This window comes from Bacillus sp. MHSD_36 (assembly GCF_030757775.1).
Lineage (GTDB): Bacteria > Bacillota > Bacilli > Bacillales > Bacillaceae_G > Bacillus_A.
In genome coordinates, this window is the sequence record NZ_JAVBIS010000001.1 from 564,538 (window position 1) to 585,269 (window position 20,732).

The window sequence follows — 20,732 nt, forward strand, 5'->3', positions numbered from 1 at the left end:
ATAATGATCAAATTAAAATTAAAAATAGTTATAGAGACTCCATTTCTCGGAAATGTTGTAACTATTAAGTTGTAAAAAGAACCATAGTTTTTCATTTTTGAAAAGGCTATGGTCTTTTTTAGTTGTAGCAAAGTTATGATGCGAGGAAGTTTTTTTGATTAACTAGTTGCATAAAGAACTAAACAGTGTATATACTATAAACATCAAAAAAAGTTGATGAAGGGAAGTGAACTACAGTGGTACAAGATTTTCAGCTCTATGAGAAAAAGTTTAAAGCGTTGGCGGATCAAAAACGTTTAGAAATCATGTATGAGCTTTGCCAGCGAGGCCAGACTTGTGTATGTGATTTAACAGAGATTTTTGAAATGACGCAATCTAAGTTGTCCTATCATTTAAAGATTTTATTAGATGCAGGTTTAATTGTAAAAGAAACAAAAGGTACGTGGAGTTATTATGATTTAAATGATGCGGAAGTAAATAATTTATTATCAGAAGAATTATGTTGTATCTTTAGAAAAACAGGCAAAGGTAGCTGTTGTTAAAATTTTGCACTATTAATCAAAAAAAATTGATTAATAACAAATAAAGAGGAGGAATAAGCTATGAGATATGTTCACGTTGGTATAAACGTTACGAATTTAGAGAAGTCTATTGAATTTTACGAAAAGGTATTTGGTGTGTCACCAGTTAAGGTGAAAGTAGATTATGCAAAATTTTTATTAGAGACGCCAGGACTTAATTTCACGCTGAACGTACGAGATGAAGTGAACGGAAATCAGGTAAATCATTTCGGTTTCCAAGTGGATACAGCTGAAGAAATTACATTTCATAAAGAAAGATTAGAAAAAGAAGGGTTCTTTGCGCGTGATGAGATGGATACGACTTGTTGCTATGCAGTTCAAGATAAGTTTTGGGTAACAGATCCTGATGGGAACGAGTGGGAATTCTTTTATACAAAAGCACAGAGTGATGTTCATAAAATTGAAGATACATCTTGTTGCACGACTTCTAACGTAGTAGAACAAAATTCTTGTTGTTAATAGGAGATGGAAAATAAAATGAAACGTTTATCTTTTCTAGATCGATATTTAACACTATGGATTTTTCTAGCTATGGCTGTTGGGATTGGTTTAGGGTTTGTGTTTCCTAGTGTAGTAGACGGACTGAATACATTACAAGTTGGAACAACGTCTATCCCGCTTGCTGTTGGTTTAATTGTCATGATGTATCCACCGTTGGCAAAAGTTCGCTACGAGGAAATGGGCCGAGTATTTAAAGATGTAAAAGTATTGGTTTTATCTTTAGTACAAAACTGGATTATTGGACCTGTACTTATGTTTGTTTTAGCAATTATTTTTCTTCCTGATAAGCCAGAATACATGGTCGGACTCATTATGATTGGTTTAGCACGTTGTATTGCAATGGTAATTGTTTGGAACGACCTTGCAGATGGGGATAAAGAGTATGCTGCAGGTTTAGTGGCTTTTAACTCGGTATTTCAAATGTTATTCTTCTCTGTTTATGCATACGTGTTTGTAACAGTCATTCCAGAATGGTTAGGAATTGAAGGGGCTATTGTCGACATTACAATGGTAGAAGTAGCGAAATCCGTATTTATCTATTTGGGAATTCCTTTTATAGCAGGTATGTTAACACGTTTTGTACTTGTTAAGTTAAAAGGAAGACAATGGTATGAAAAAGTATTTATACCGAAGATTAGTCCACTTACATTGCTGGCACTACTATTTACAATCATCATTATGTTCTCATTAAAAGGGGAAATGATTGTTAGCGTACCATTAGATGTAGTAAGAATAGCGATTCCGTTATTGATCTATTTTATTGTCATGTTTTTTGTTTCTTTCTTTATGGGAAGAAAAATTGGTGCAAACTATTCGGTAACTACAACGTTAGCATTTACAGCAGGTAGTAATAACTTTGAGTTAGCAATTGCTGTAGCAGTTGGTGTGTTTGGTATTCATTCAGGCGCAGCATTTGCAGCTGTTATCGGACCGTTAGTGGAAGTACCTGTAATGATTGCACTTGTAAACGTCGCTTTTTGGTTTAAGCGTAAATATTTTAATGATCAATCAACTTAAAAATAAAGGCGGAAAACAACATGGAAAACAAAAAGACAATTTATTTCTTATGTACAGGAAATTCATGCCGAAGCCAAATGGCAGAAGCATGGGGCAAACAATATTTAGGTGATAAGTGGAATGTATATTCTGCAGGAATTGAAGCACACGGAGTAAATCCGAATGCTATTAAAGCGATGAAAGAAGTAAATATTGATATAACAAATCAAACTTCGGATATAATTGATGTAAATATTTTAAATAACGCTGATTTAGTCGTTACCCTTTGTAGTCATGCGGATTCTGTATGTCCGTCGACACCTCCGCACGTAAATCGTGTTCACTGGGGATTCGATGATCCGGCAGGAAAAGAGTGGTCTGAATTTCAACGTGTTCGTGATGAAATTGGTGAACGTATAAAGAGATTTTCTGAAACAGGGGAGTAAATAAAGGAAAGAGCCAATCTTCTATTTTATAGGGGGTTGGCTCTTTTTTCTATAGATAGTCACTATTACATTGGTTTACAATAACTATCTCAACAAATGTAGAATATTATGTAAGAATGATATAGTTAGAATAGTCATCCCCTTTTATTAAATTTATACATATAAAACACTATTGATAGTTAATAATGAATAAAATTTGTTTTTTATAATAATCGAGGTAGTGGTTATAAAAAGTAGTTTGTAATAAAAAAAATTTCACATGAAAGGAAAAAAGGGTGAAACATATAATTAAAGATGTATTAATGAACTATTTTAAAGAAATCCATACATTAGTAGTGGGACAAGAACTACATAAGAATAGCTGGCATACAGATCTACACTATAAAATCATCGTAAATGGAGATCCGTACTCAGCACGGTTTATAAATAGCGAACGAACAATCAATCCAGCTTTTGGGCCGTTATCAAATGAACAATTGAAAGAGCAAGTACGGTTTACGTATTATTTACGAGAGCATGGAATCCCATTTATGCAGATTAAGGAGAATAGGGCGGGAGAGTCATTTACATGTGTGACTTTGAATGAGGAACAGTACCGGTTTGTATTGTCTACTTGGATGGAAGGGGAACATATTACTTATTGTACAAAAACGCTTGCAGAAGTCTTTGGAAAGGAAGCAAGAAAAATACATGATATTTCTAGTGCGTTTCAAAGCTCGACTTTTCAAAAGAAATCTCATTTAGATGGATATGGTGAGTTTATTAAGCTATTAGAAAATAAGGGTGGTACAAGTAAGGAATTGAGAGGTTATATAGATTACGCTAAGTACCATATAGAATACGCGCATAAGAGTAATTTAGAGTTTATTGTACAAACTGATTTAAATCCTTTAAATGTCTTATGGGATTCAAATCAGTCTGTAAAAGGAATTGTAGATTTTGAATCGATTGGATATATTGATCGTATTGAAGGGCTAGCTTTTTTAATAAAGTGGTATTCCCGGACAGAAGGAATAGAGTCACATGTAGTATGTTCGGAAGTTGCTAGTGCATTTTTAAATGGGTATGGAGCTAATAACATTTTAACTCCAAATGATTATAAAAGACTTTCTTCGTTGCTATGGTTATCAGGTAGTCTAAATTGGAACTTCGTTAAAAAAACGATGAGTCTAGTAGATGACGAGAGTGAATTAGTAGAACATTTGAGAGTTTATAAAATAAGAGGAGAAAGACTATCGTCATTGTTAATTTGTAGATAACATTTCTTTTCCTAATCTTGAATACGAAAAAGAAACCCTAAGTAATCCTTCCTAAAATCAGCAGATTTATTATTGGTTAGCGTTTGGATATTAACCCCGTCTATAAAAACATCGCCATCTGTAGGTGTGTCGATAGTGGATAAAATATTTAATAAAGTCGTTTTTCCGGATCCAGAGGCTCCCATAATCCCCACAAACTCACCCGCTTGAATATCAAAAGAAACTTTATTAAGCCCTGGTAATTGGTTCTTGTTATAAATTTTTGTCACATTCCTTGCAGATACTAATGCATTCATTTTATTTACTCCTTTTCATCTATTTATATATGAAGTGTATCTTTTGATATAAAAAGAAGCATGAGTAAAAAGCGCAATCTTGTGCTCATATGCTGTTACTTTGTATTACGAAATTGTGTAACTGATAAAAAATATAGATACATTATGATAGGGGTATGAATAAAAGAAGCATCACCTTCCAAACTCCCATTACCTATAAAATGAGGTAACTTCAACATAATGGACATAAACGATGCTTATACATGTAAAGTAAGAGTTCATGAAAATGAATAAAGACTGCTAATTTTCGTGCGATTTGATTATGTAGAAATAGGGGGAAGTGACATGGGAGACAATACTCCTAAGAAGATTTTATTTATTCAATCGGGAATTTCTTTTTATTATCCAATGATCGAAGCAGCAATTTTGAATAGTTTACAAAAGGTAAACAGCGATACAAGTATGGTGAGTCCAGAAAAAGCTATAAAAACCGCGTTAAAAATGAAACCAGATTTTATTTTGGTACTGAGCGGTTTAAGTGAAGAATTTAATCATATTATGCCATTCTTAAAAAAGGCAGGGTTTACTACTGGGCTTTGGCTAACAGACGATCCTTATTATACGGATGTAACACAAAACGTTGTTCCGTTTTATGACTACATATTTACGCAAGATTTAAATTGTATCAAGTTTTATAGGGAGATAGGATGTAAGAATGTATTTCATCTCCCATTAGCAGCAAATCAAGAGGTATTTAAACCTTCCCCTAAAGAAGATACATATAAGTATGATCTTAGTTTTATAGGTACAGCATTTGAAAATAGAATTCACTTTGTTGATTCGATTGCAGAGTATTTAGTAGGGAAGAACATAAAAATTGTAGGATTCGGTTGGGAGAAGTTAAAGAATTATGAAAGATTAAAGGATAACATACAACTCTTGCCACTTGCAAAGTATGAAGATGCGTTACATTTTTACGTATCTACTAAAATCAATATAAATTTGCATCGTTCACTAATTGATCAGGAATTGAATTGTAACTCTGCAAATATTCAAGCGTATTCAGTAAATAATAGGACGTTTGAAATTAATGCCGTAGGTTCTTTTCAATTAACTGATATACGTCCAGATGTAGCAAAGCATTACATACCTGGTGTTGAAATAGAAACTTTTAATAGCGCATCGGAGTTTATACAAAAAGCGGAGTATTATTTGGAACATGTACAAGAAAGAAAACGTATAGCAAAAAATGGGCTGGATAGGACCTTGAAACACCACACATATGATAAACGAATCATACAATTATTAAACTATATTAATTTAAGGGGCGTGAAGATGTAGTCTAATCATTAACTTAAATGAATTAACATCGGTATACATGAAGTTAAGCATTTGGTGCTTTTAACTAGAGTTGACGCTCGCATTCTATAAAAATCATTTACGAAAAAGGGATTTGGATAATTTTTTTGAATTTATTTATTCTGAAAAAACAATTTTGCATTGGAACTAATTTATCCTGCTTTAATGGGCAGTAAGACCCCCACCTCAAAATTCAGCGAAAGCAAAGAAGTTAGGTGGGGGGCGGGCTGCCCATAAAAGTCCGATTGGTGAGGGCTAATAATCAGTGGGGGATGAAGAAAACCCCCACTGATTAAAGTTTCACTTTATATCTGATAATTAGAGGAGATTAAAAATGAATCACTTTTTTGTAGAATTTGGTGAATATAAGGCAAGTGTTTGTGAATGGGGGGATAAAAGTAACCCTCAAATCATTTGTTTTCATGGTTTAGGAAGTACAAAATTAAGTTTTATAGAAATAGTGGAATTTTTAAAGGATAAATATCATATTGTATCGTTTGATCTACCGGGACATGGGAAAACACCAATTTTTGAGAAGGATGAAGATTACGGTGCATCTCATTTAACAAATTGGGTAGTAGCATTACTTGAGCATATAGGAAAAGAAACATTTCATATAGTAGCACATTCATGGGGCGCAAGCGTTGCACTTCACTATGTAGCAGAACGTCCAGAAAAAGTGAATAAAATGGTTTTGTTAGATGGCGGTTATCATCATGGGAAAATGAATGCAGACTATTTTGCGAAGCCATATAAAGATGCGAAAGAGGGAGAGTGTCCACCGCGATCATTAAAAGAAGAAATCATTCATTACGAAAAAGATTTTGATGAATATATTTTTGATAGCAAAGAAGCATTCCTCCAATCAGAAAAAATGGTTTACAGTAGGTGGTCACCATTAATAGAACGTGCGGTTTATGACTTAATGCGAGAAGAAGATAGTAAAGTAAAATGGCACGCTAATGGCGATACCGCTAGAGGTGTAATTAAGTTTCAATATACGGTGTATAAAACATTGAAATCGCATAAAATTAAAAGTGATATTTTATTGTTGTATTGTGATCTTCCCGATAATTATTTAGAAATAAGAGAATTGCAGATTGCGGAATTTAAGAAGCATATTGATATTACGACTAAGCTGTATAAAGATACAGGGCATTTAATGCACTGGGATAGACCAGAAGAGATTGCTGAAGATGTTTTAAAATGGTTCATATAAAGAAAGTCCGTTGTTCGAATGTAAGCGACGGATTTTCTCTTGAAAAACTTAATGTAGTTGTCATAGCCAGTTCCTTTTAAATAGACGCAATAAAACCTAGTTATAAGTTCAAAAGGAAAAAAGTGATGAGAATAAAGAATTAACAAAGCAAGCCAATGCATTGCAAGTTAAGATTCAACAAGAATTTTTAGCTACATTTAATGAGTTGAACATGAATGATATTACTGGCGATGTAAAAGAATCCCGTAAATCTTTAGATGATCTTATGGCTTGGAGCAGGTTGAGAGTAGTAAGCTTGACAGATTGTTCTGTAGTCGTTTAAATGAGTTATCAACTACAGAAAGAAGTGAAGAGAATGAATGAAGTTATCATTGAAGAAGGATTTAAAAAAGAAATAATGGAATGCAAGCAATGCGGATGGGAGGCAGAATTTATTACTTCCAAAAATGCTGCAATTTTGAAAAATGAACGACGGATTGCAGTAGAAAAGGTCACGTACCGATGCCGAATCCTTAGTTTTTCTGCAAAATCGGAATATTACTTTAATCGATCGTAATTAAGCGCCAAGCATCCATAACGGGTGCTTTTTTCTTTGTTATATAGAAATTACACATTAAACGTATTTAAATAATGTTTTAGGTATAACATGAATTGACTCACCCAATGGTACAGATAACGGATATTTTTCTATTTAGATTAGATGTTAAATGTACCGTGAAACTCTTGGAAATACAATGCTGGAAAAATATAATGATATTGATATATTACAGAAGAAGGCGCAATTGTAGGAGTAAAGGGGATATGCCCAGGTTGCATACCATATTGACCATATGAAGGATGGTGAAGTAAATGTTGCCAAGTCGAAGTTGGAGCTACAAAAATCCTCATCGGGAAAGGATTCATAATATAATCACTCCTAAAGTAGCATTCATGTAATAGGGTATGCACTTACTGAATATAGATGTGCATAATCTAGGTTTATAAACATAATAATCAACGGACAGAAAATAGGATTACTAATCTTATGATGTGTTCATTATGGGTGTTTTATTTTACTATGTAGATAGAACAAACATGTGTATAGCAATTATCGTAGGCGCTGCCGTGATCTGGTGGTGTCTTGCTCGTTGTCAAGCAAAGATAAGGGGTAAATAAAAAAAGAGAGCTAATGCCCTCTTTTTTTGATCTGGTAATTAATCGCAGATTGGTATTCCAAGCACTCTTAGAGCTAATGCAACTTGAAGAGAAATCTCTAATCTAGCAATTTCAATACCAGCTACTGAAAGAACTAAAAAAGGTTGTCCATTTACAAACACAACGCAACTATCCATGGTTACGCCTCCTTTCTAGTAATCTAATATAGTATATGAATCAATCATTAATATGTAATAGTTAGATTAATTGTTTTTATAGAATTGATAGATTTGCCCATTTAAACAAAACAAACGAACACAACGATTGAAAAATAGAGGGGGGGAAGATAGACTCGCAAATTGAAATATTATTAGTCTAAAACACAAAACATAGACTAGTAAACAAGCTGTTTTCCCTTTTTAAACATAGAATATGATGAATTCTATTTTTAGAGGAGGGAATCATATCTATGGGATGGAATAATAATTTTGGGCATTCTCGAGATCGTAATAACTTTTGGGATGATTTAGTATTTTGCGGATGCGGTCGTAGACGTAGAAGAAACGATTTTAACGATTGTCATTGTAGACGTGACTGTGATTGTGATGAGTGTCGTCGCAGACGTAATCATGACCGCGACCACGATCGTGAACATAATCATGATCATGGTAATCATCGAGATTGGTAAAATGTTTTGAAAGAGTGCACATCTTAATCGCACTCTTTTTTATTATGTTTTTATGAATACTTATTAACTCGAAGGATACAGTTTTAATTTGATTTAACATCTGACAAAATGAACGAACACAATGAACAAAAATAGAGGTGAAGAATCATGAAGTCTAACGTTACATTTTCCATGCAAATGAATGGAGAAAGCAAAGATGCTACGGCTTATGTTAGTGGTATTGCAAATATATCTGCATTTCTGTTAGCTAACGCAGATAGACATATAGTTGATAAGTTGATAGCTCAAGTTGACATAGAAGAGAAGATGTTCATCAAAGCTACTTTAGCAGGATTAAAACATCATTCTCAATAAGTAAAGTGTCTCAAAAAACATTTTATTAATTAGCATGATATACCATCACATCATCAGAAAGACTAATATACATTAGTATCCATACAATAAAAAACGTCATCATTTCTAATCTGGCCTGTTTAGAAATGATGACGTTTTTTTGTATTTAAAGGTATTAAAATTTCTTAAGTTGATGGGCATGTGGGGGATCCCTATTTTCAGCTTGTTTCAATTCCTTTCTTACTAGATATCCACTCATTTGCCCATGTATTGACGGAAAAATTCTATTTGTTCGTTGTTAAGTATTGTTGCTTCGTCTTTTCTTAAGTCAAGGTGGAATACATGACCGATAGCTTTGTCATTATGACCATATTCCTTGTAAATATAATGAAGACCTGCGGATTCTAATTTACTAAGGAAAACAGGTTGAATCCCAACCAATCCATCATTAACACTACAAGTCACAAAGGACGGAGGAAAAGATGACGTAATGTTTGACTGAAAATCCATTTCCTTTTCATATTTATAAATTTCTGTTCCAAGGTAGTCCTTCATCAAAGCATTTAAAAGACTCCTGTACCATTCTTTCGTTTCTTTGTTTTTTATTCTATCGAGAGGATCATACATTCCGTGGTTTAATCCCATTGCTTTTATTTTTATATCAGGCATTTTGAAGTCAAACAGATTTGCATACTTTAAATTAGTTATAATTGTTGCATATGGAATAAGGAATGATTATTTGTTCCTTTCCCATAGCTTTCTATAGTCACCTTTAGGGAGGCATATTAATTTGGATAATGTAGTATCATTAGATTCTTTAAGATCACTAAAACTCTCTTGCGTTGTTAAAAACAAGGAAATCGTTTTAAATATGGGCTTATCGTTGTATATCCGCATTTTCCTGATGGTATCCCATGCTCATCAACTCAAGAATTTTATAACATCTCCAGGATGAAAATTCCATGTATTTTTGACAGACAACGGCTTATTTTTTCGTTTTGGGGGTATTTGCTTTTCTTAGCTTGATGGCGATGGGGTACTACCCCATATTAGAAAAAATGATATTTTGATGCAAAGTTATGGTGCAAGCAAAAGCATTACAGTTCTATCACCAATTCATTTTTTGATATAATAGATGCGTGGCAGGAAATAGATAGAAAGATACTGCTAGCAATTTATACTTAAAATGTTGGGAGATTGAACAGTGTTATGGGGACAGAAAAAGAAATTAGTTCCGCTAAATTAATATGGAAGATGACGCGCCCGCATACGTTAACGGCGACGTTTTCTCCTGTAATTTTAGGAACAGTGGCATCACTTTATGTTGCCAAAATTGATTGGCTTTTATTTATTGCGATGATGTGCGCATGTTTAGCATTGCAAATAGCAACGAACTTATTTAATGAGTACTATGATTTCAAACGTGGATTAGATACCGCTGATTCTGTTGGTATCGGTGGTGGAATTGTCCGTCATGGATTGAAACCGAAAAATGTGTTAACAGTTGCGCTTTTATTGTATGTAGTAGCAGCAATTATTGGATTTTATATTTGTATGAATAGCAGCTGGTGGTTAGTCGTTATCGGTTTAATCGGGATGGCGGTTGGCTATTTATATACAGGTGGTCCATTACCAATTGCGTACACTCCGTTTGGAGAATTAGTTTCTGGATTGTTAATGGGGACATGTTTTGTACTCATCGCTTTCTTTATTCAAACGAATACGATAACAATTGAAAGTGTATTGATATCCGTTCCAATTGGAATTTTAGTCGGTGCAATCAACATGTCGAATAACATCCGAGATATTGAAGAAGATATTAAAGGTGGAAGAAAGACATTAGTAATCCTCCTTGGGAGAGAAAAAGCAATAGTAACATTAGCTGTAGCCTTTTTCATTGCTTATTTATGGATCGCGGTGGTTGTATTGATGGGTTATATAAGCCCTTGGGCATTGGTTATGTTCCTAGGTTTGAGAAAGCCAATCTCTGCTATTCAAAGTTTCCAAAAAGGAGCAAAAGATCCCGGATATATGCGTATCGCAATGAAATCAACAGCGATGACAAATACGATTTTCGGCTTCTTATTATCGGCAGGATTATTAATCAGTTACTTGTTTTAAATAAAAAATATTATTACGTGACTAAACCCCAATTTCTCAATTTTAATATAGAGAAATTGGGGTTTTATTTTTATAGCGTGTATTTTTCCTTTTAATCAAAAGCAAACTTTAAAAACAAATAAAAATATCAAGCATGTGAGCATCAAGAACGGAAGTGCATGGAATATACATCTTTAGCTTGATGGGTATGTGGCGGTACCCTATATCCATCAACTTAAGACCTTTATAACACCCTAGAATGAAAATTTTGTTTATTTTTTACAGAAAACGGGTTATTTTTTCGTTTTGGAGGTATTTTCTTTTCTTAGCTTGATGGCGATGGGGTTGAACTCCTATATCAATCTCTTGAGAAACTTTGCAACAGAAGCGGTCTAAGAATCAGATGTATCATTTTGTAACATGAACGGTCATAGAGTATTACAGTTAAGAAGAGTGTAAATATCAGATCATTCAGTAGTGATACTAATTAGGAGGAAACTAATGAAAAAACTCACATTTAACGATTTGAACTCGCTGGAAACTATGAGAAATCCCATACTGTTCTATAAAAACCTCATCGAGCAACAAGAGCGTTTCTTTCACATTGATGACTTTTATGGCATGGGAGGGGCATGGGTTGCATTGCACTATGATGATGTGGTTACCATTCTGAAAGATCCCCGTTTTATCAAAGATTTACGTAAATTCACACCGCCTCATGATAAGCAGAATCCCATTGAGGAGAATACAGCTGTGAGTAAACTGTTTGAATGGCTGATGAATATGCCGAATATGCTTACGGTAGATCCTCCTGATCATACTCGCCTACGTCGACTAGTCTCTAAATCCTTTACACCACGTATGATCGAGGACCTTCGTCCTCGTATTCAGCAAATTGCCGACGAATTGTTGGCTGCTGTACAGGAACAAGGAAAAATGGAAATTATTGCGGATTTTGCTTACCCACTACCCATTATTGTCATTTCAGAGATGCTCGGGATTCCCGCCACCGATCGAAACCAGTTTCGCGAATGGACACAAGAACTCATGAACGCCTCTGTGGATCCAAGTCAGGGAACTGCAGTTACAGCAACACTTGAAAAGTTTATTCATTACATCGAAGTATTGTTAAACGAAAAGCGTCTAAATCCTGATGCCGATTTGATAAGCGGGCTAATTCAAGCAGAAGAGCAAGAAGACAAGTTGAGTAAGAACGAGCTTCTTTCGACAATTTGGTTGCTCATTATCGCTGGACATGAAACGACAGTTAATCTAATCAGTAATGGTATACTAGCATTACTTCAACATCCCGAGCAAATGAATTTACTAAGGAAAGATCCTTCCCTGATTCCTTCCGCTGTCAACGAACTATTACGCTATGCTGGCCCAGTTATGTTTAGTAGCCGTTTTGCTGCTGAAGATATGACAATACATGGAAAGAGGATTCTCAAAGGCGAATTAGTTCTAATCTCTCTGACTGCTGCAAATATTGATCCACAGAAATTTTCCTATCCAGAAGAATTGAATATTTCACGGGAAGAGAATAATCATTTAGCCTTTGGAGCTGGTATACATCACTGTTTGGGAGCTCCATTAGCGCGACTAGAAGGACAAATTGCATTAGGCACTTTGTTACAGCGGCTTCCTAATCTTCGCCTAGCAATCGAACCGAATCAATTAAATTATAACCATAGTAAAATTCGTTCTCTTGCTAATCTACCAGTTGTTTTCTAGCCTATGATTTCAATGGGCTTAAACTGTTTATTTTTTCTTGGAAACATTCGTTATTTTTAAATTTTATAGTACACTTAGAACGAAATTTCGTGCTAATTTGTAACAAAAAAGCACAAAATTTCGTTTTGTAGTAATTCTGAATCCTTAAGTTGATGGCGATGTGGCGGTACCCCTATACCAATCAAGCTAATATTTTGAAATGCCCCAAAAACGAAAATTTTATCTTTTTATAGGTGTCCATGAGAGTTGAACTCATTTTTTCGTTTTGGGGTAATTTTGAATTCTTAAATTGATGGCAATATGGTGAGAACCTTTAATCGTAATTAGCATTATGATAATCGTTATTTAAGCTGGGCACTCTTCCATGGGGACGATATTCTATGTGAAAGGTATTATGTTATCACTTGTACTGAGGCTCTTCATGTTCAATTTGTTGAAGACGAGGATTTAAAGATTCAATAATTTCTTGAGCTTGTTGTGCTGCACCTTTATATAATTGTTTTGCTTGCTTGTTATCAGTATCAAGAACAAATCCTTCTAGGCATGCTTGAGCACTCTTTAATCCAGCGATAGTTTGTTTAAGTTTAGTACTTACTGTCATGTAGTATTCCTCCTTGTAAATGTGCTTCAAAATATAGAGTGCCTATTTTGTTATCATCGTACGATTTCCAATTTTAGGGTTATGCGAATGAGAAATTTTATAGTTAATCATTCAAAGAAGGATTTTTTTAGCTAATAGATGCATGGAATAGTTTTGTCCCAATAACAAAAACTAGCAGAAATAAAACGATAATATATAAAGGAGATTAAATGTGCTGAAAAAGATAAGAAGAATTTTCCAAGTGTTCCTCTTTTTATTTATCGGTGGATGTTTAGTTCTGTTTGTTTGGGGTGAAATTGACAGAACGATAGCCGAAAAAAATGGGGTATTTAGCCATAATTCTAGTCAATACCCTATGCGTCAAAGTGATATTACTTTGTATACAGATGGGAAACAGTTAAACAATCAACTATTCTCAGATATAGAGAAAGCAAAGCATTACGTGCATGTTAACTTTTTTTCTATTGCTGATGATAAAGTAAGCCATCAGTTTCTAGAGTTATTGCGGAAAAAAAGTCAAGAAGGTGTAGAAGTATACTATGCTTTGGACAGGTTAGGTGGAATTTTACTAAAGAAAAAGGAAAGAGAATTATTAGTTAAAAAAGGAGTTCATTTTACATATTACAATAAACCTGCTTTCCCTTATCTTTTTTCTTCTTTGGATCATCGGAATCATCGTCGTATTTCAGTTATTGATGGAAAGGTTGGTTACATTGGTGGATTCAACATCGGAAAGAAGTATTTGGGGGAAAAGGAAAAAATCGGTTATTGGAGAGATTATCATCTTCAAATACGAGGAGAAGGAGTTCAAGATTTAGAACAACAATTTGTATTAGACTGGAAGAGAAACTCAGAGAAACCGATTCCGATACACAATGCGGTAAAGGAAAAGGGAGCAACCTCGCAACGATTTACTGCATATTATAGTGGAGAAAAACTTGGGCAAGATTATAAAATGCTGTTTCAACAAGCAAAAGAATCCATTATTATATTAACACCTTATTTTATACCAAAAGACAGAACTATTTGGAACGCATTAGTAGATGCAAGAAAGAGGGGAGTCCGTGTCAAAATTCTATTCTCACCTCATTCGGATGCACTATTAGTTAAAGAAGCAGCATATCCATATATCCGAAAAGCATTAAAACAGGGGATGGAAGTATATGGTTACAAAAATGGGGTGTTACACGGTAAAGTATTTTTGATTGATGAAAAAGTATTGATGGTTGGGACCGTGAATTTTGATTCACGCTCGTTTCATTTAAATGAAGAAATGAACTGTTATATTCATGACCCTATCTATATTTCGAGAATAAAACCAGTGATTAATGCAGACTTACAAAATTCAAAGCAAGTAACATCCTCTGACGTCAACCAATTATCTATAAAAGAAAAAATAAAAGAAAAGGTTGCAAAAATGTTTGAGTATTATTTGTAAAGACAATGTATTTTTATACTTGGATAACAGGGGCTATACGCTTAGTGATTTTACATATTTTCCATGGAATCAGCTGGGCAGTTGCTACAAGTTCGATAGAAAAGGCTGTGATTGATGTATTCCACGATCTCTTCGTGGAGAAGCAATGGCATGGCTTTAGGACCAGTATTAGATCTTTGGGCAACCTAAGAAAACAGGTCACCCCCAAAACGATAAATAGGCTTTTTTCACAATAAAACCTAAAATTTCGTTTTGGGGGTGTTATAAAACTTTATCTTGATGGAAATGTGGCGGTACCTCTGGTTTTAAGTTAAAAAAATCCCCGGAAATAAACCTTTTATAAATATGATTATTTTATTTCGAGGGGCTCCTTATAAATCTTAGCTATATATTTTACGAAATCAATGACGGGATAGTGTATGAGTGAACGGTGCTGCGTAAAACGGATCCCTTCTTTTTCCATGTTCGAAATGAGTTGTTCAATTTCCAACTCTTTTTGTTGTATCCTATTATAATTTTGATATACAATGTTTTTCCATTGATAGGAAGAACCGTGAAAAAAATTCTCTCCTTTTACCCTGTGACTAAATATAATTTCTATTTTTTCTCTACGTTGTTTTTCCTTCATATGCGCTTCTGTTGACTGCATGTTTATCGCCTCTTCCCTTTTTGTTGTATACTGTTTCAAAAAATTTGGTCTAACTCATCATAGCCAATGTGCATTAAGCTTGTTGGGAATTGTCGTTTAAGGCTATCTCATCAACTATATTTTTTTCAAGCGCTTAATCTAATATATTGGATCATAATCTTACGTCTAAATAAGTTGATAGTGTATATAAAACACTATCAATCTTTATTATAAAACGATTCTTTATAGGCATGCACCTTTTTACACTCACCAAAATTTACAACATGACGAGTATCTTTATCGATGAATGTTATTCTGTATTTACTGAGGTTAGTTTTTATTTTGACTAACTAACATATTGTATGCCTCAGTATCTATTTTATAAAAAAGAAAATAGATGTAACGGTCCCTCTTTTGATAAAAAAATCCTATGAAAATATAGCGCTCTTAAAGAGTTTTGTTACAAGTTTGTTATGTTGGATTTAAAAAAAGGAAAGTAATATTTATTTGTAGAAAATTTTTAGAGATAAAAATAAGCTGAATATTCATGGTAAGAAAAGGGGGCACTTATATGCTAACAAATGATTTAGATTTCCGATTAGAACCACGTTTAAAAGAACTGTATGAACAACATAAAATAAGAGCGCAGAAGATAGACTGGGGTTATCATGAATTTTTACCATGGGATAAGGGAATGGACTTTAAAAGAGTTCCTTGGGATGAAAGTCAAGTTACTCTCCCTTCTGGTGTAATTACGGCCATTGAAACAGCTTTATTAACAGAAGTGAATTTACCGTGGTTTACAACGTATTTATCTGCAACTTTTAAAGGTTCCCTTTCTGTTATTACAGACTTTATTCATACTTGGACCTCAGAAGAGGATCAACATTCGAATTTATTAGAGACATATTTACTACTCACTCGAAGTGTAAACCCTAAACGTATACATGAATTAAGAAAATCAGTCGTTGAGTGTGGATTTGAGCCTGATTTTCATACACCAATCGAAGCCATGACGTATACGACGCTACAAGAACTTGCAACAATGGTGTTTTACAATAATGTAGCTAAGGTGGCAAGTAAGCATGATCCAGATCTTGCTACATTATTACGCCGTCTTGCAAAAGATGAAACACTTCATTATGCGTTTTATCGAGACGTTATTCGAACACATTTAGAATTGGAACCAAATTATTGCTACTATATTGCCAATGTGATTAGGAATTTTAAAATGCCAGGTGCCGTCATGCCTGATTTTGAAAATAGAATGGCTGTGATTGCAAAAGAAGCAAACTATGGGCCACTACAATATTTTGATCAAGTACTTGATGTAGTGGTTGAGTATTGGGGGTTAAAAGACTTACGACCAATTGCCCCTCTAGCAGAAAAAGCAAGAATTGAGATTTTAGAGTATCATATAAGATTGAAAAAAATACGGGATCGATTTGGCCGTTTTCAAGGAAAAACGGATCTACGTTAATGAGTAGAGATTTCAGAATATACGCGTGGGAATTCCCTTTTCTTTTATTTGAAATCTAGAACGCTCTCTATTATTTTGAGGATGTTTTCCTTAATTTAACTTCTGAAGAAAAAAGTAATTGACACCAAAAATAAACTCATGATATTATTAAATATTTGATAAAAAACAACATGTGTGTTAAGCTTGAGAAGGTTACCACATATGGAGGTGGGTTATATGTTTCAAATTGGCGATAACATTGTTTATCCAATGCACGGAGCAGGTATAATTGAAGCCATAGAAGAAAAAGAGTTCTCAGGGAAAAAGCAACTTTATTATGTCATAAAAATGTCCATTAGTAATATGCAAATCATGATTCCTAAGGGCAAAATATTGAGTTCGAATATACGTCCAGTTATTGATATACTTGCATTAAAGCACATTATACACATTTTTCACCATGAAGAATCCTGTAAATTACTGCCGTGGAAACAAAGGCATAAAGTGAACACGGACAAAATAAAAACGGGTGAAATACAAGAAGGTGCTGAAGTTGTACGTGATTTAATGCGTATGAAGAAAGAAAAAGCACTGAATACAAGCGAAAAAAAATTGTTGGATGATGCATATAAGTTTTTGGTTAGTGAACTAGAATTAATTAAAGGAATCACTGAAAATCAAATAAAAAGTTTCTGTTAAGATTTATTATAAATAATGTATGACATCTCTCAGAAATATCCTGAATTTTCTGGTCTATAATGATTATTAAAAGGAAGGTATTTCAAAGATATTCAATTTCTTCAACTCACTTTTAGAGTAGATACCTCTTTTGTTATTACTTCAATCTAATCCATTTTTATTTTTAAATTTCTTTTACGAACGTTTGAAGTTTCATCAAATAACTCGATTAAATAGTCACTTGATTTTTACAATCCTGATTCACACTGGCACGGACAAGGAGCCGTAAGGATGAAAGAGAGGTAGGGCTTTCATTGTTTTAGGTAATATACTATCTAAGTCATTATTTCTAGAAGAAAAAACAATCAATCTCACCGCCATCTTTAAGAGTTCCTTACATCTACTGAGACAGTGAATAGTAATTGTTTATCTTCTTTACGTAAAATTGATAAACGAACTGGTAACAACATATGGTCAACTACAAAAAATTGGTTTCCAGACCAGGAAACCAATTTAAATTTTATTTACATACCAATAGTAAATTAAGCGGTAAGAAGGAGTACACACATGAAAAAAATGTTAACAAAAGAATTAAGTAATGAATTAAAGAAGCGAGAAGGGATCATCTCTATTACAGTTGAGTCTTATGAAAAAATCGAAGTTGGTGGAATTCGTGTAGATGGACCAGCTATTATTCTAATTAATCAAGAATAGGTAAAAATAGTTGCATACAAGGAGAAAAGGATCGGCCTTTAAGAGAAGGGGGATCCTTTTTGTTTGTTGCAGCTAATATGGGATATACATAACTTTTATCTGATATGGTGGGGTTAAAAGGAAGGAGAGGGTTGGGATTATCATGGTGGAGAGCTTAATATTGGTAGGATTTCTTTTTACCTTATATAAATTAATTGATAAAAAACAAACTAATTATTTAAAATGATAGATTGTTTCCTTTTTAAGGGCTAGATTTATTTGAGAGTGAAATGGATTATTTAAAGGAGGAATTTAGATGGATGCAAGGAAAGAACGCATAAAATACGAGAAGATGTCAAAGAATTATAATCGTATTTATTTAGTTTCGTTTATCCTATTAATTGTACTTGTTTGTAGTAGTGTGATTATCATAGGAGCTACAGGGGGAAAATATGGAGTGTTTTTATTGTTAGCAATTTTACTTAATGCACGTATTACGAAAGAATCTCAAAAAAAGTATGAGTACTATTCTAATAAAGGGCGTATTTAAAATGATACATATCTTGAAAGGAACAACCTAGATGTACATTCAAAATATCCCTATATCATCACCTATTAACTAGTAAAAGTAACTTTATATAAATAATTTTTTAGCAATTTAGGAATAGAAACCGTATCTTATTAAAATGTTATTTCCGTTCATATAATGAATTATCCTTCTAGCATATTTATAAGATTTACATCATATATTAGGAGAAAGAATGCGAGTTAGAAAGGAGTCTTATAGAATGAGTTATTTGGAGGGAAATGACTTTAGTAAACAAAATATGGTAAGTGTGCCTAATCCCTATGTATATCAGACATTACAATCAGTAATTGGTAAACATGTGGTTATTGAAACTGTAAGAGGAAATATAAGAGGTAAATTAAAGGATGTGAAACCCGATCATTTGCTCATTGAAGATACGGTGCCATATATTGTACGCATTCAACAAATTGTATGGATTATGCCAAAACAATAATCAAATTACATGTAATTTGATTTATAACAGATTAGCGTCATAGAACATCAAATAAAAACACAGGGTTTTATCTCTGTGTTTCTTCAAATTTTCGTTTTTGGATATATGCTTGAGCATGGATAATTTCTTTCTGAAGTTCTTTTAATTCTTTCGTAGATCCAGATTCAATCCTCATGTACGTAGTAACTAGACTAATCATCATATCCATCTTCTCTACTATATTTTGAATGACCTGTTCAGATTGCTCTTTTTTAGGGTGTTGTATTGCTATTAAAGCATTTTCTATATAATTGTTCTTTCGTTGCTGGATATCATAAATAAACTGTTTTGTGTTTGAGTTCATTTGTTATTCCTCCGTTTTGGATATACTTCTATTCTATCATATTTGAATGGAAAATATGATATTACCCTAAATTCACACCTGTCTCGTATATCTCCTCAAATATATAACCTAATCTCTTAACGTACAGGGAACTAATCGAAATGTGTCAATTTTGTGTGAAACTTATAATTTTTTGACATAGTGCCCCCATGTTGCAAGATGGAGCTGCAGCACCGTTCTATCAAATGGACCCGTTTTTTACTTGTAACGTTCAAAAGGTTTAGAGGTTGTAGTACAATATCGCACACAAGCAATTGTAAATGGAATTGAATAATCAGCTTCAATCGTTGGGTGTAAATAAGAATGATTGAGGCTGAACGCGTAGAAGAGAGTAAAAAACGGGGAATAAAATAGGGAGACCAAAACTAGAAAAAGAAAAACTTTCAATTACACTACGTATAGGAGTCCTGTCCCATCGTTATCAAGCTAAGAAAATACAACTCCCCCCACAGTGACCTTTTTAGCAATCCACGCAACAGAGCCTTTATAGTAAGAGTATCTTGTTGGTAATAATCAAAAAAATCTATATTGTAATATAAAAAAACACTATGATATGAAAGGATACCTTACAACAATCCCAATAAATTCTTCTCAATAATTGAAAATAAAATCAATCCAGATTATTATATTGTTATTGTAAATTTATTTTATTGAAGGAGGATACATAGATGAAAAGCTCAAAAGGCGCTATTGAATCAGAGATAAGCAAAGCAATTACTCACTGGGAAAAGGACTACCTAGGACGCGGGTCTATATCCGTTAAGACAGATATATTACGGGATATGATTATCGTAAATTTACAAGGTATTTTAACACCGGCTGAATATACTGTTTGCGAAACAAAAGACGGTATGCTAACGATAAAGAAAAATCGTTCGGAGCTAGTTGAATCTGGAATTGATGATCTGAAAGAGATTATACTAGAATTAACGGGAGAGAAAGTGAAAAGCTTTCATACGGATATAAGCTCTCGTACAGGCGAACGAGTAATGATTTTTAAATTGCTTCATAATCTTGAGGAAAAATTTTAAAAATAAAAAATACCTTAAGGTTAGTGGAAGGATTAAGAAACCTACAAGTTTTGCACTTTATTTAACTTTATTAACATGCTAATAATTAAAAACTTGAAGCGAATTAGGTATAATAACTCTAAAAAAACAGATGAAGAAATTGACAAACTGCTTAATATGGTTTATCTTATAATTG

The 20,732-nt window shown here is 33.5% G+C and carries 25 protein-coding genes and 1 pseudogene; 19 read left to right on the forward strand and 7 right to left on the reverse strand.

The features are described 5' to 3' along the window. Positions 1–236 precede the first annotated feature (236 nt). From arsR to Q9B79_RS02970, 5 genes are all read left to right on the forward strand, one after another. Positions 237–542, forward strand: a complete 306-nt coding sequence (arsR, locus tag Q9B79_RS02950) for an arsenical resistance operon transcriptional regulator ArsR (RefSeq protein WP_002163599.1) — start codon at positions 237–239, stop codon at positions 540–542. 60 nt (positions 543–602) lie between these two features. After that, positions 603–1,040: an ArsI/CadI family heavy metal resistance metalloenzyme gene (locus Q9B79_RS02955; protein ID WP_306182555.1), complete on the forward strand. Its 438-nt coding sequence runs from the start codon at positions 603–605 to the stop codon at positions 1,038–1,040. Positions 1,041–1,058: 18 nt separating this feature from the next. Beyond that, complete coding sequence (gene arsB, locus Q9B79_RS02960; protein ID WP_306182556.1) at positions 1,059–2,099, forward strand: ACR3 family arsenite efflux transporter; 1,041 nt, start codon at positions 1,059–1,061, stop codon at positions 2,097–2,099. 20 nt (positions 2,100–2,119) lie between these two features. Continuing rightward, complete coding sequence (gene arsC / locus Q9B79_RS02965; RefSeq protein WP_074568203.1) at positions 2,120–2,524, forward strand: arsenate reductase (thioredoxin); 405 nt, start codon at positions 2,120–2,122, stop codon at positions 2,522–2,524. Between the two features lie 275 nt (positions 2,525–2,799). Next, entirely contained in the window at positions 2,800–3,783 is a 984-nt protein-coding gene (locus Q9B79_RS02970) for a phosphotransferase enzyme family protein (protein WP_306182557.1), read from the forward strand. Positions 3,784–3,806: 23 nt separating this feature from the next. Here Q9B79_RS02970 and Q9B79_RS02975 read toward each other — a convergent pair. Continuing rightward, positions 3,807–4,079 (reverse strand): annotated as a pseudogene (locus tag Q9B79_RS02975) (ATP-binding cassette domain-containing protein); the annotation flags it as partial. A 324-nt stretch (positions 4,080–4,403) separates the two neighbouring features. Between Q9B79_RS02975 and Q9B79_RS02980 the strand changes: the two are divergent. From Q9B79_RS02980 to Q9B79_RS02990, 3 genes are all read left to right on the forward strand, one after another. Next, complete coding sequence (locus Q9B79_RS02980) at positions 4,404–5,399, forward strand: CgeB family protein (protein WP_306182558.1); 996 nt, start codon at positions 4,404–4,406, stop codon at positions 5,397–5,399. A 352-nt stretch (positions 5,400–5,751) separates the two neighbouring features. Then, positions 5,752–6,636 (forward strand): alpha/beta fold hydrolase, encoded by an 885-nt coding sequence (locus Q9B79_RS02985; protein WP_306182559.1) that lies wholly within the window; start codon positions 5,752–5,754, stop codon positions 6,634–6,636. 322 nt (positions 6,637–6,958) lie between these two features. Next, complete coding sequence (locus Q9B79_RS02990) at positions 6,959–7,192, forward strand: hypothetical protein (RefSeq protein ID WP_306182560.1); 234 nt, start codon at positions 6,959–6,961, stop codon at positions 7,190–7,192. Between the two features lie 140 nt (positions 7,193–7,332). On the opposite strand, the gene Q9B79_RS02995 is transcribed toward Q9B79_RS02990, so the two are convergent. Together Q9B79_RS02995 and Q9B79_RS03000 are read right to left on the reverse strand one after the other, a co-directional pair. Continuing rightward, complete coding sequence (locus tag Q9B79_RS02995; protein WP_029438876.1) at positions 7,333–7,539, reverse strand: hypothetical protein; 207 nt, start codon at positions 7,537–7,539, stop codon at positions 7,333–7,335. Positions 7,540–7,829: 290 nt separating this feature from the next. Beyond that, positions 7,830–7,967 carry a DUF3956 domain-containing protein gene (locus Q9B79_RS03000; RefSeq protein WP_000376554.1) on the reverse strand — a complete coding sequence of 46 codons (138 nt, stop codon included), beginning with the start codon at positions 7,965–7,967 and terminating at the stop codon, positions 7,830–7,832. 272 nt (positions 7,968–8,239) lie between these two features. On the opposite strand from Q9B79_RS03000, the gene Q9B79_RS03005 reads away from it, so the two are divergent. Together Q9B79_RS03005 and Q9B79_RS03010 are read left to right on the forward strand one after the other, a co-directional pair. Then, the gene (locus tag Q9B79_RS03005; RefSeq protein ID WP_079995778.1) at positions 8,240–8,458 is read left to right on the forward strand and encodes a hypothetical protein; all 219 of its coding nucleotides are present in this window, start codon (positions 8,240–8,242) and stop codon (positions 8,456–8,458) included. A gap of 147 nt (positions 8,459–8,605) precedes the next feature. Continuing rightward, positions 8,606–8,812 carry a hypothetical protein gene (locus tag Q9B79_RS03010; RefSeq protein ID WP_306182561.1) on the forward strand — a complete coding sequence of 69 codons (207 nt, stop codon included), beginning with the start codon at positions 8,606–8,608 and terminating at the stop codon, positions 8,810–8,812. 234 nt (positions 8,813–9,046) lie between these two features. Here the strand turns inward: Q9B79_RS03010 and Q9B79_RS03015 are convergent, their stop codons facing one another. Further along, on the reverse strand, positions 9,047–9,460 hold the full coding sequence (locus Q9B79_RS03015) for a hypothetical protein (RefSeq protein WP_306182562.1): 414 nt from the start codon (positions 9,458–9,460) through the stop codon (positions 9,047–9,049). 540 nt (positions 9,461–10,000) lie between these two features. Between Q9B79_RS03015 and menA the strand changes: the two genes are divergently transcribed. Next, the gene (gene menA / locus Q9B79_RS03020; protein WP_306182563.1) at positions 10,001–10,912 is read left to right on the forward strand and encodes a 1,4-dihydroxy-2-naphthoate polyprenyltransferase; all 912 of its coding nucleotides are present in this window, start codon (positions 10,001–10,003) and stop codon (positions 10,910–10,912) included. A gap of 480 nt (positions 10,913–11,392) precedes the next feature. After that, positions 11,393–12,625: a cytochrome P450 family protein gene (locus tag Q9B79_RS03025; RefSeq protein WP_306182564.1), complete on the forward strand. Its 1,233-nt coding sequence runs from the start codon at positions 11,393–11,395 to the stop codon at positions 12,623–12,625. A gap of 400 nt (positions 12,626–13,025) precedes the next feature. Here Q9B79_RS03025 and Q9B79_RS03030 read toward each other — a convergent pair whose 3' ends face one another. After that, positions 13,026–13,226 (reverse strand): DUF1657 domain-containing protein, encoded by a 201-nt coding sequence (locus Q9B79_RS03030; RefSeq protein WP_000218931.1) that lies wholly within the window; start codon positions 13,224–13,226, stop codon positions 13,026–13,028. Positions 13,227–13,437: 211 nt separating this feature from the next. Here Q9B79_RS03030 and Q9B79_RS03035 point away from each other — a divergent pair, with 211 nt between their 5' ends. Then, positions 13,438–14,664 (forward strand): phospholipase D-like domain-containing protein, encoded by a 1,227-nt coding sequence (locus tag Q9B79_RS03035; RefSeq protein WP_306182565.1) that lies wholly within the window; start codon positions 13,438–13,440, stop codon positions 14,662–14,664. A gap of 349 nt (positions 14,665–15,013) precedes the next feature. Here Q9B79_RS03035 and Q9B79_RS03040 read toward each other — a convergent pair whose 3' ends face one another. Further along, the gene (locus tag Q9B79_RS03040) at positions 15,014–15,313 is read right to left on the reverse strand and encodes a hypothetical protein (RefSeq protein ID WP_306182566.1); all 300 of its coding nucleotides are present in this window, start codon (positions 15,311–15,313) and stop codon (positions 15,014–15,016) included. Positions 15,314–15,863: 550 nt separating this feature from the next. On the opposite strand from Q9B79_RS03040, the gene Q9B79_RS03045 reads away from it, so the two are divergent. From Q9B79_RS03045 to Q9B79_RS03065, 5 genes are all read left to right on the forward strand, one after another. Further along, positions 15,864–16,772, forward strand: coding sequence for an acyl-ACP desaturase (locus tag Q9B79_RS03045; protein ID WP_000957102.1), 909 nt, complete (start codon positions 15,864–15,866; stop codon positions 16,770–16,772). Between the two features lie 216 nt (positions 16,773–16,988). Next, the gene (locus Q9B79_RS03050) at positions 16,989–17,450 is read left to right on the forward strand and encodes a CarD family transcriptional regulator (protein WP_000486297.1); all 462 of its coding nucleotides are present in this window, start codon (positions 16,989–16,991) and stop codon (positions 17,448–17,450) included. Between the two features lie 546 nt (positions 17,451–17,996). Then, entirely contained in the window at positions 17,997–18,143 is a 147-nt protein-coding gene (locus Q9B79_RS03055) for a BC1881 family protein (protein WP_000738548.1), read from the forward strand. Between the two features lie 295 nt (positions 18,144–18,438). Continuing rightward, positions 18,439–18,672, forward strand: a complete 234-nt coding sequence (locus tag Q9B79_RS03060) for a hypothetical protein (RefSeq protein WP_306182567.1) — start codon at positions 18,439–18,441, stop codon at positions 18,670–18,672. 238 nt (positions 18,673–18,910) lie between these two features. Continuing rightward, positions 18,911–19,144 carry a YuzF family protein gene (locus tag Q9B79_RS03065; RefSeq protein WP_000120818.1) on the forward strand — a complete coding sequence of 78 codons (234 nt, stop codon included), beginning with the start codon at positions 18,911–18,913 and terminating at the stop codon, positions 19,142–19,144. A 67-nt stretch (positions 19,145–19,211) separates the two neighbouring features. Here the strand turns inward: Q9B79_RS03065 and Q9B79_RS03070 are convergent, their stop codons facing one another. Next, positions 19,212–19,487 (reverse strand): hypothetical protein, encoded by a 276-nt coding sequence (locus tag Q9B79_RS03070; protein WP_001087713.1) that lies wholly within the window; start codon positions 19,485–19,487, stop codon positions 19,212–19,214. 707 nt (positions 19,488–20,194) lie between these two features. Here Q9B79_RS03070 and Q9B79_RS03075 point away from each other — a divergent pair. After that, positions 20,195–20,557 (forward strand): Na-translocating system protein MpsC family protein, encoded by a 363-nt coding sequence (locus Q9B79_RS03075; protein WP_061659178.1) that lies wholly within the window; start codon positions 20,195–20,197, stop codon positions 20,555–20,557. The last annotated feature ends 175 nt before the right edge of the window (positions 20,558–20,732 follow it).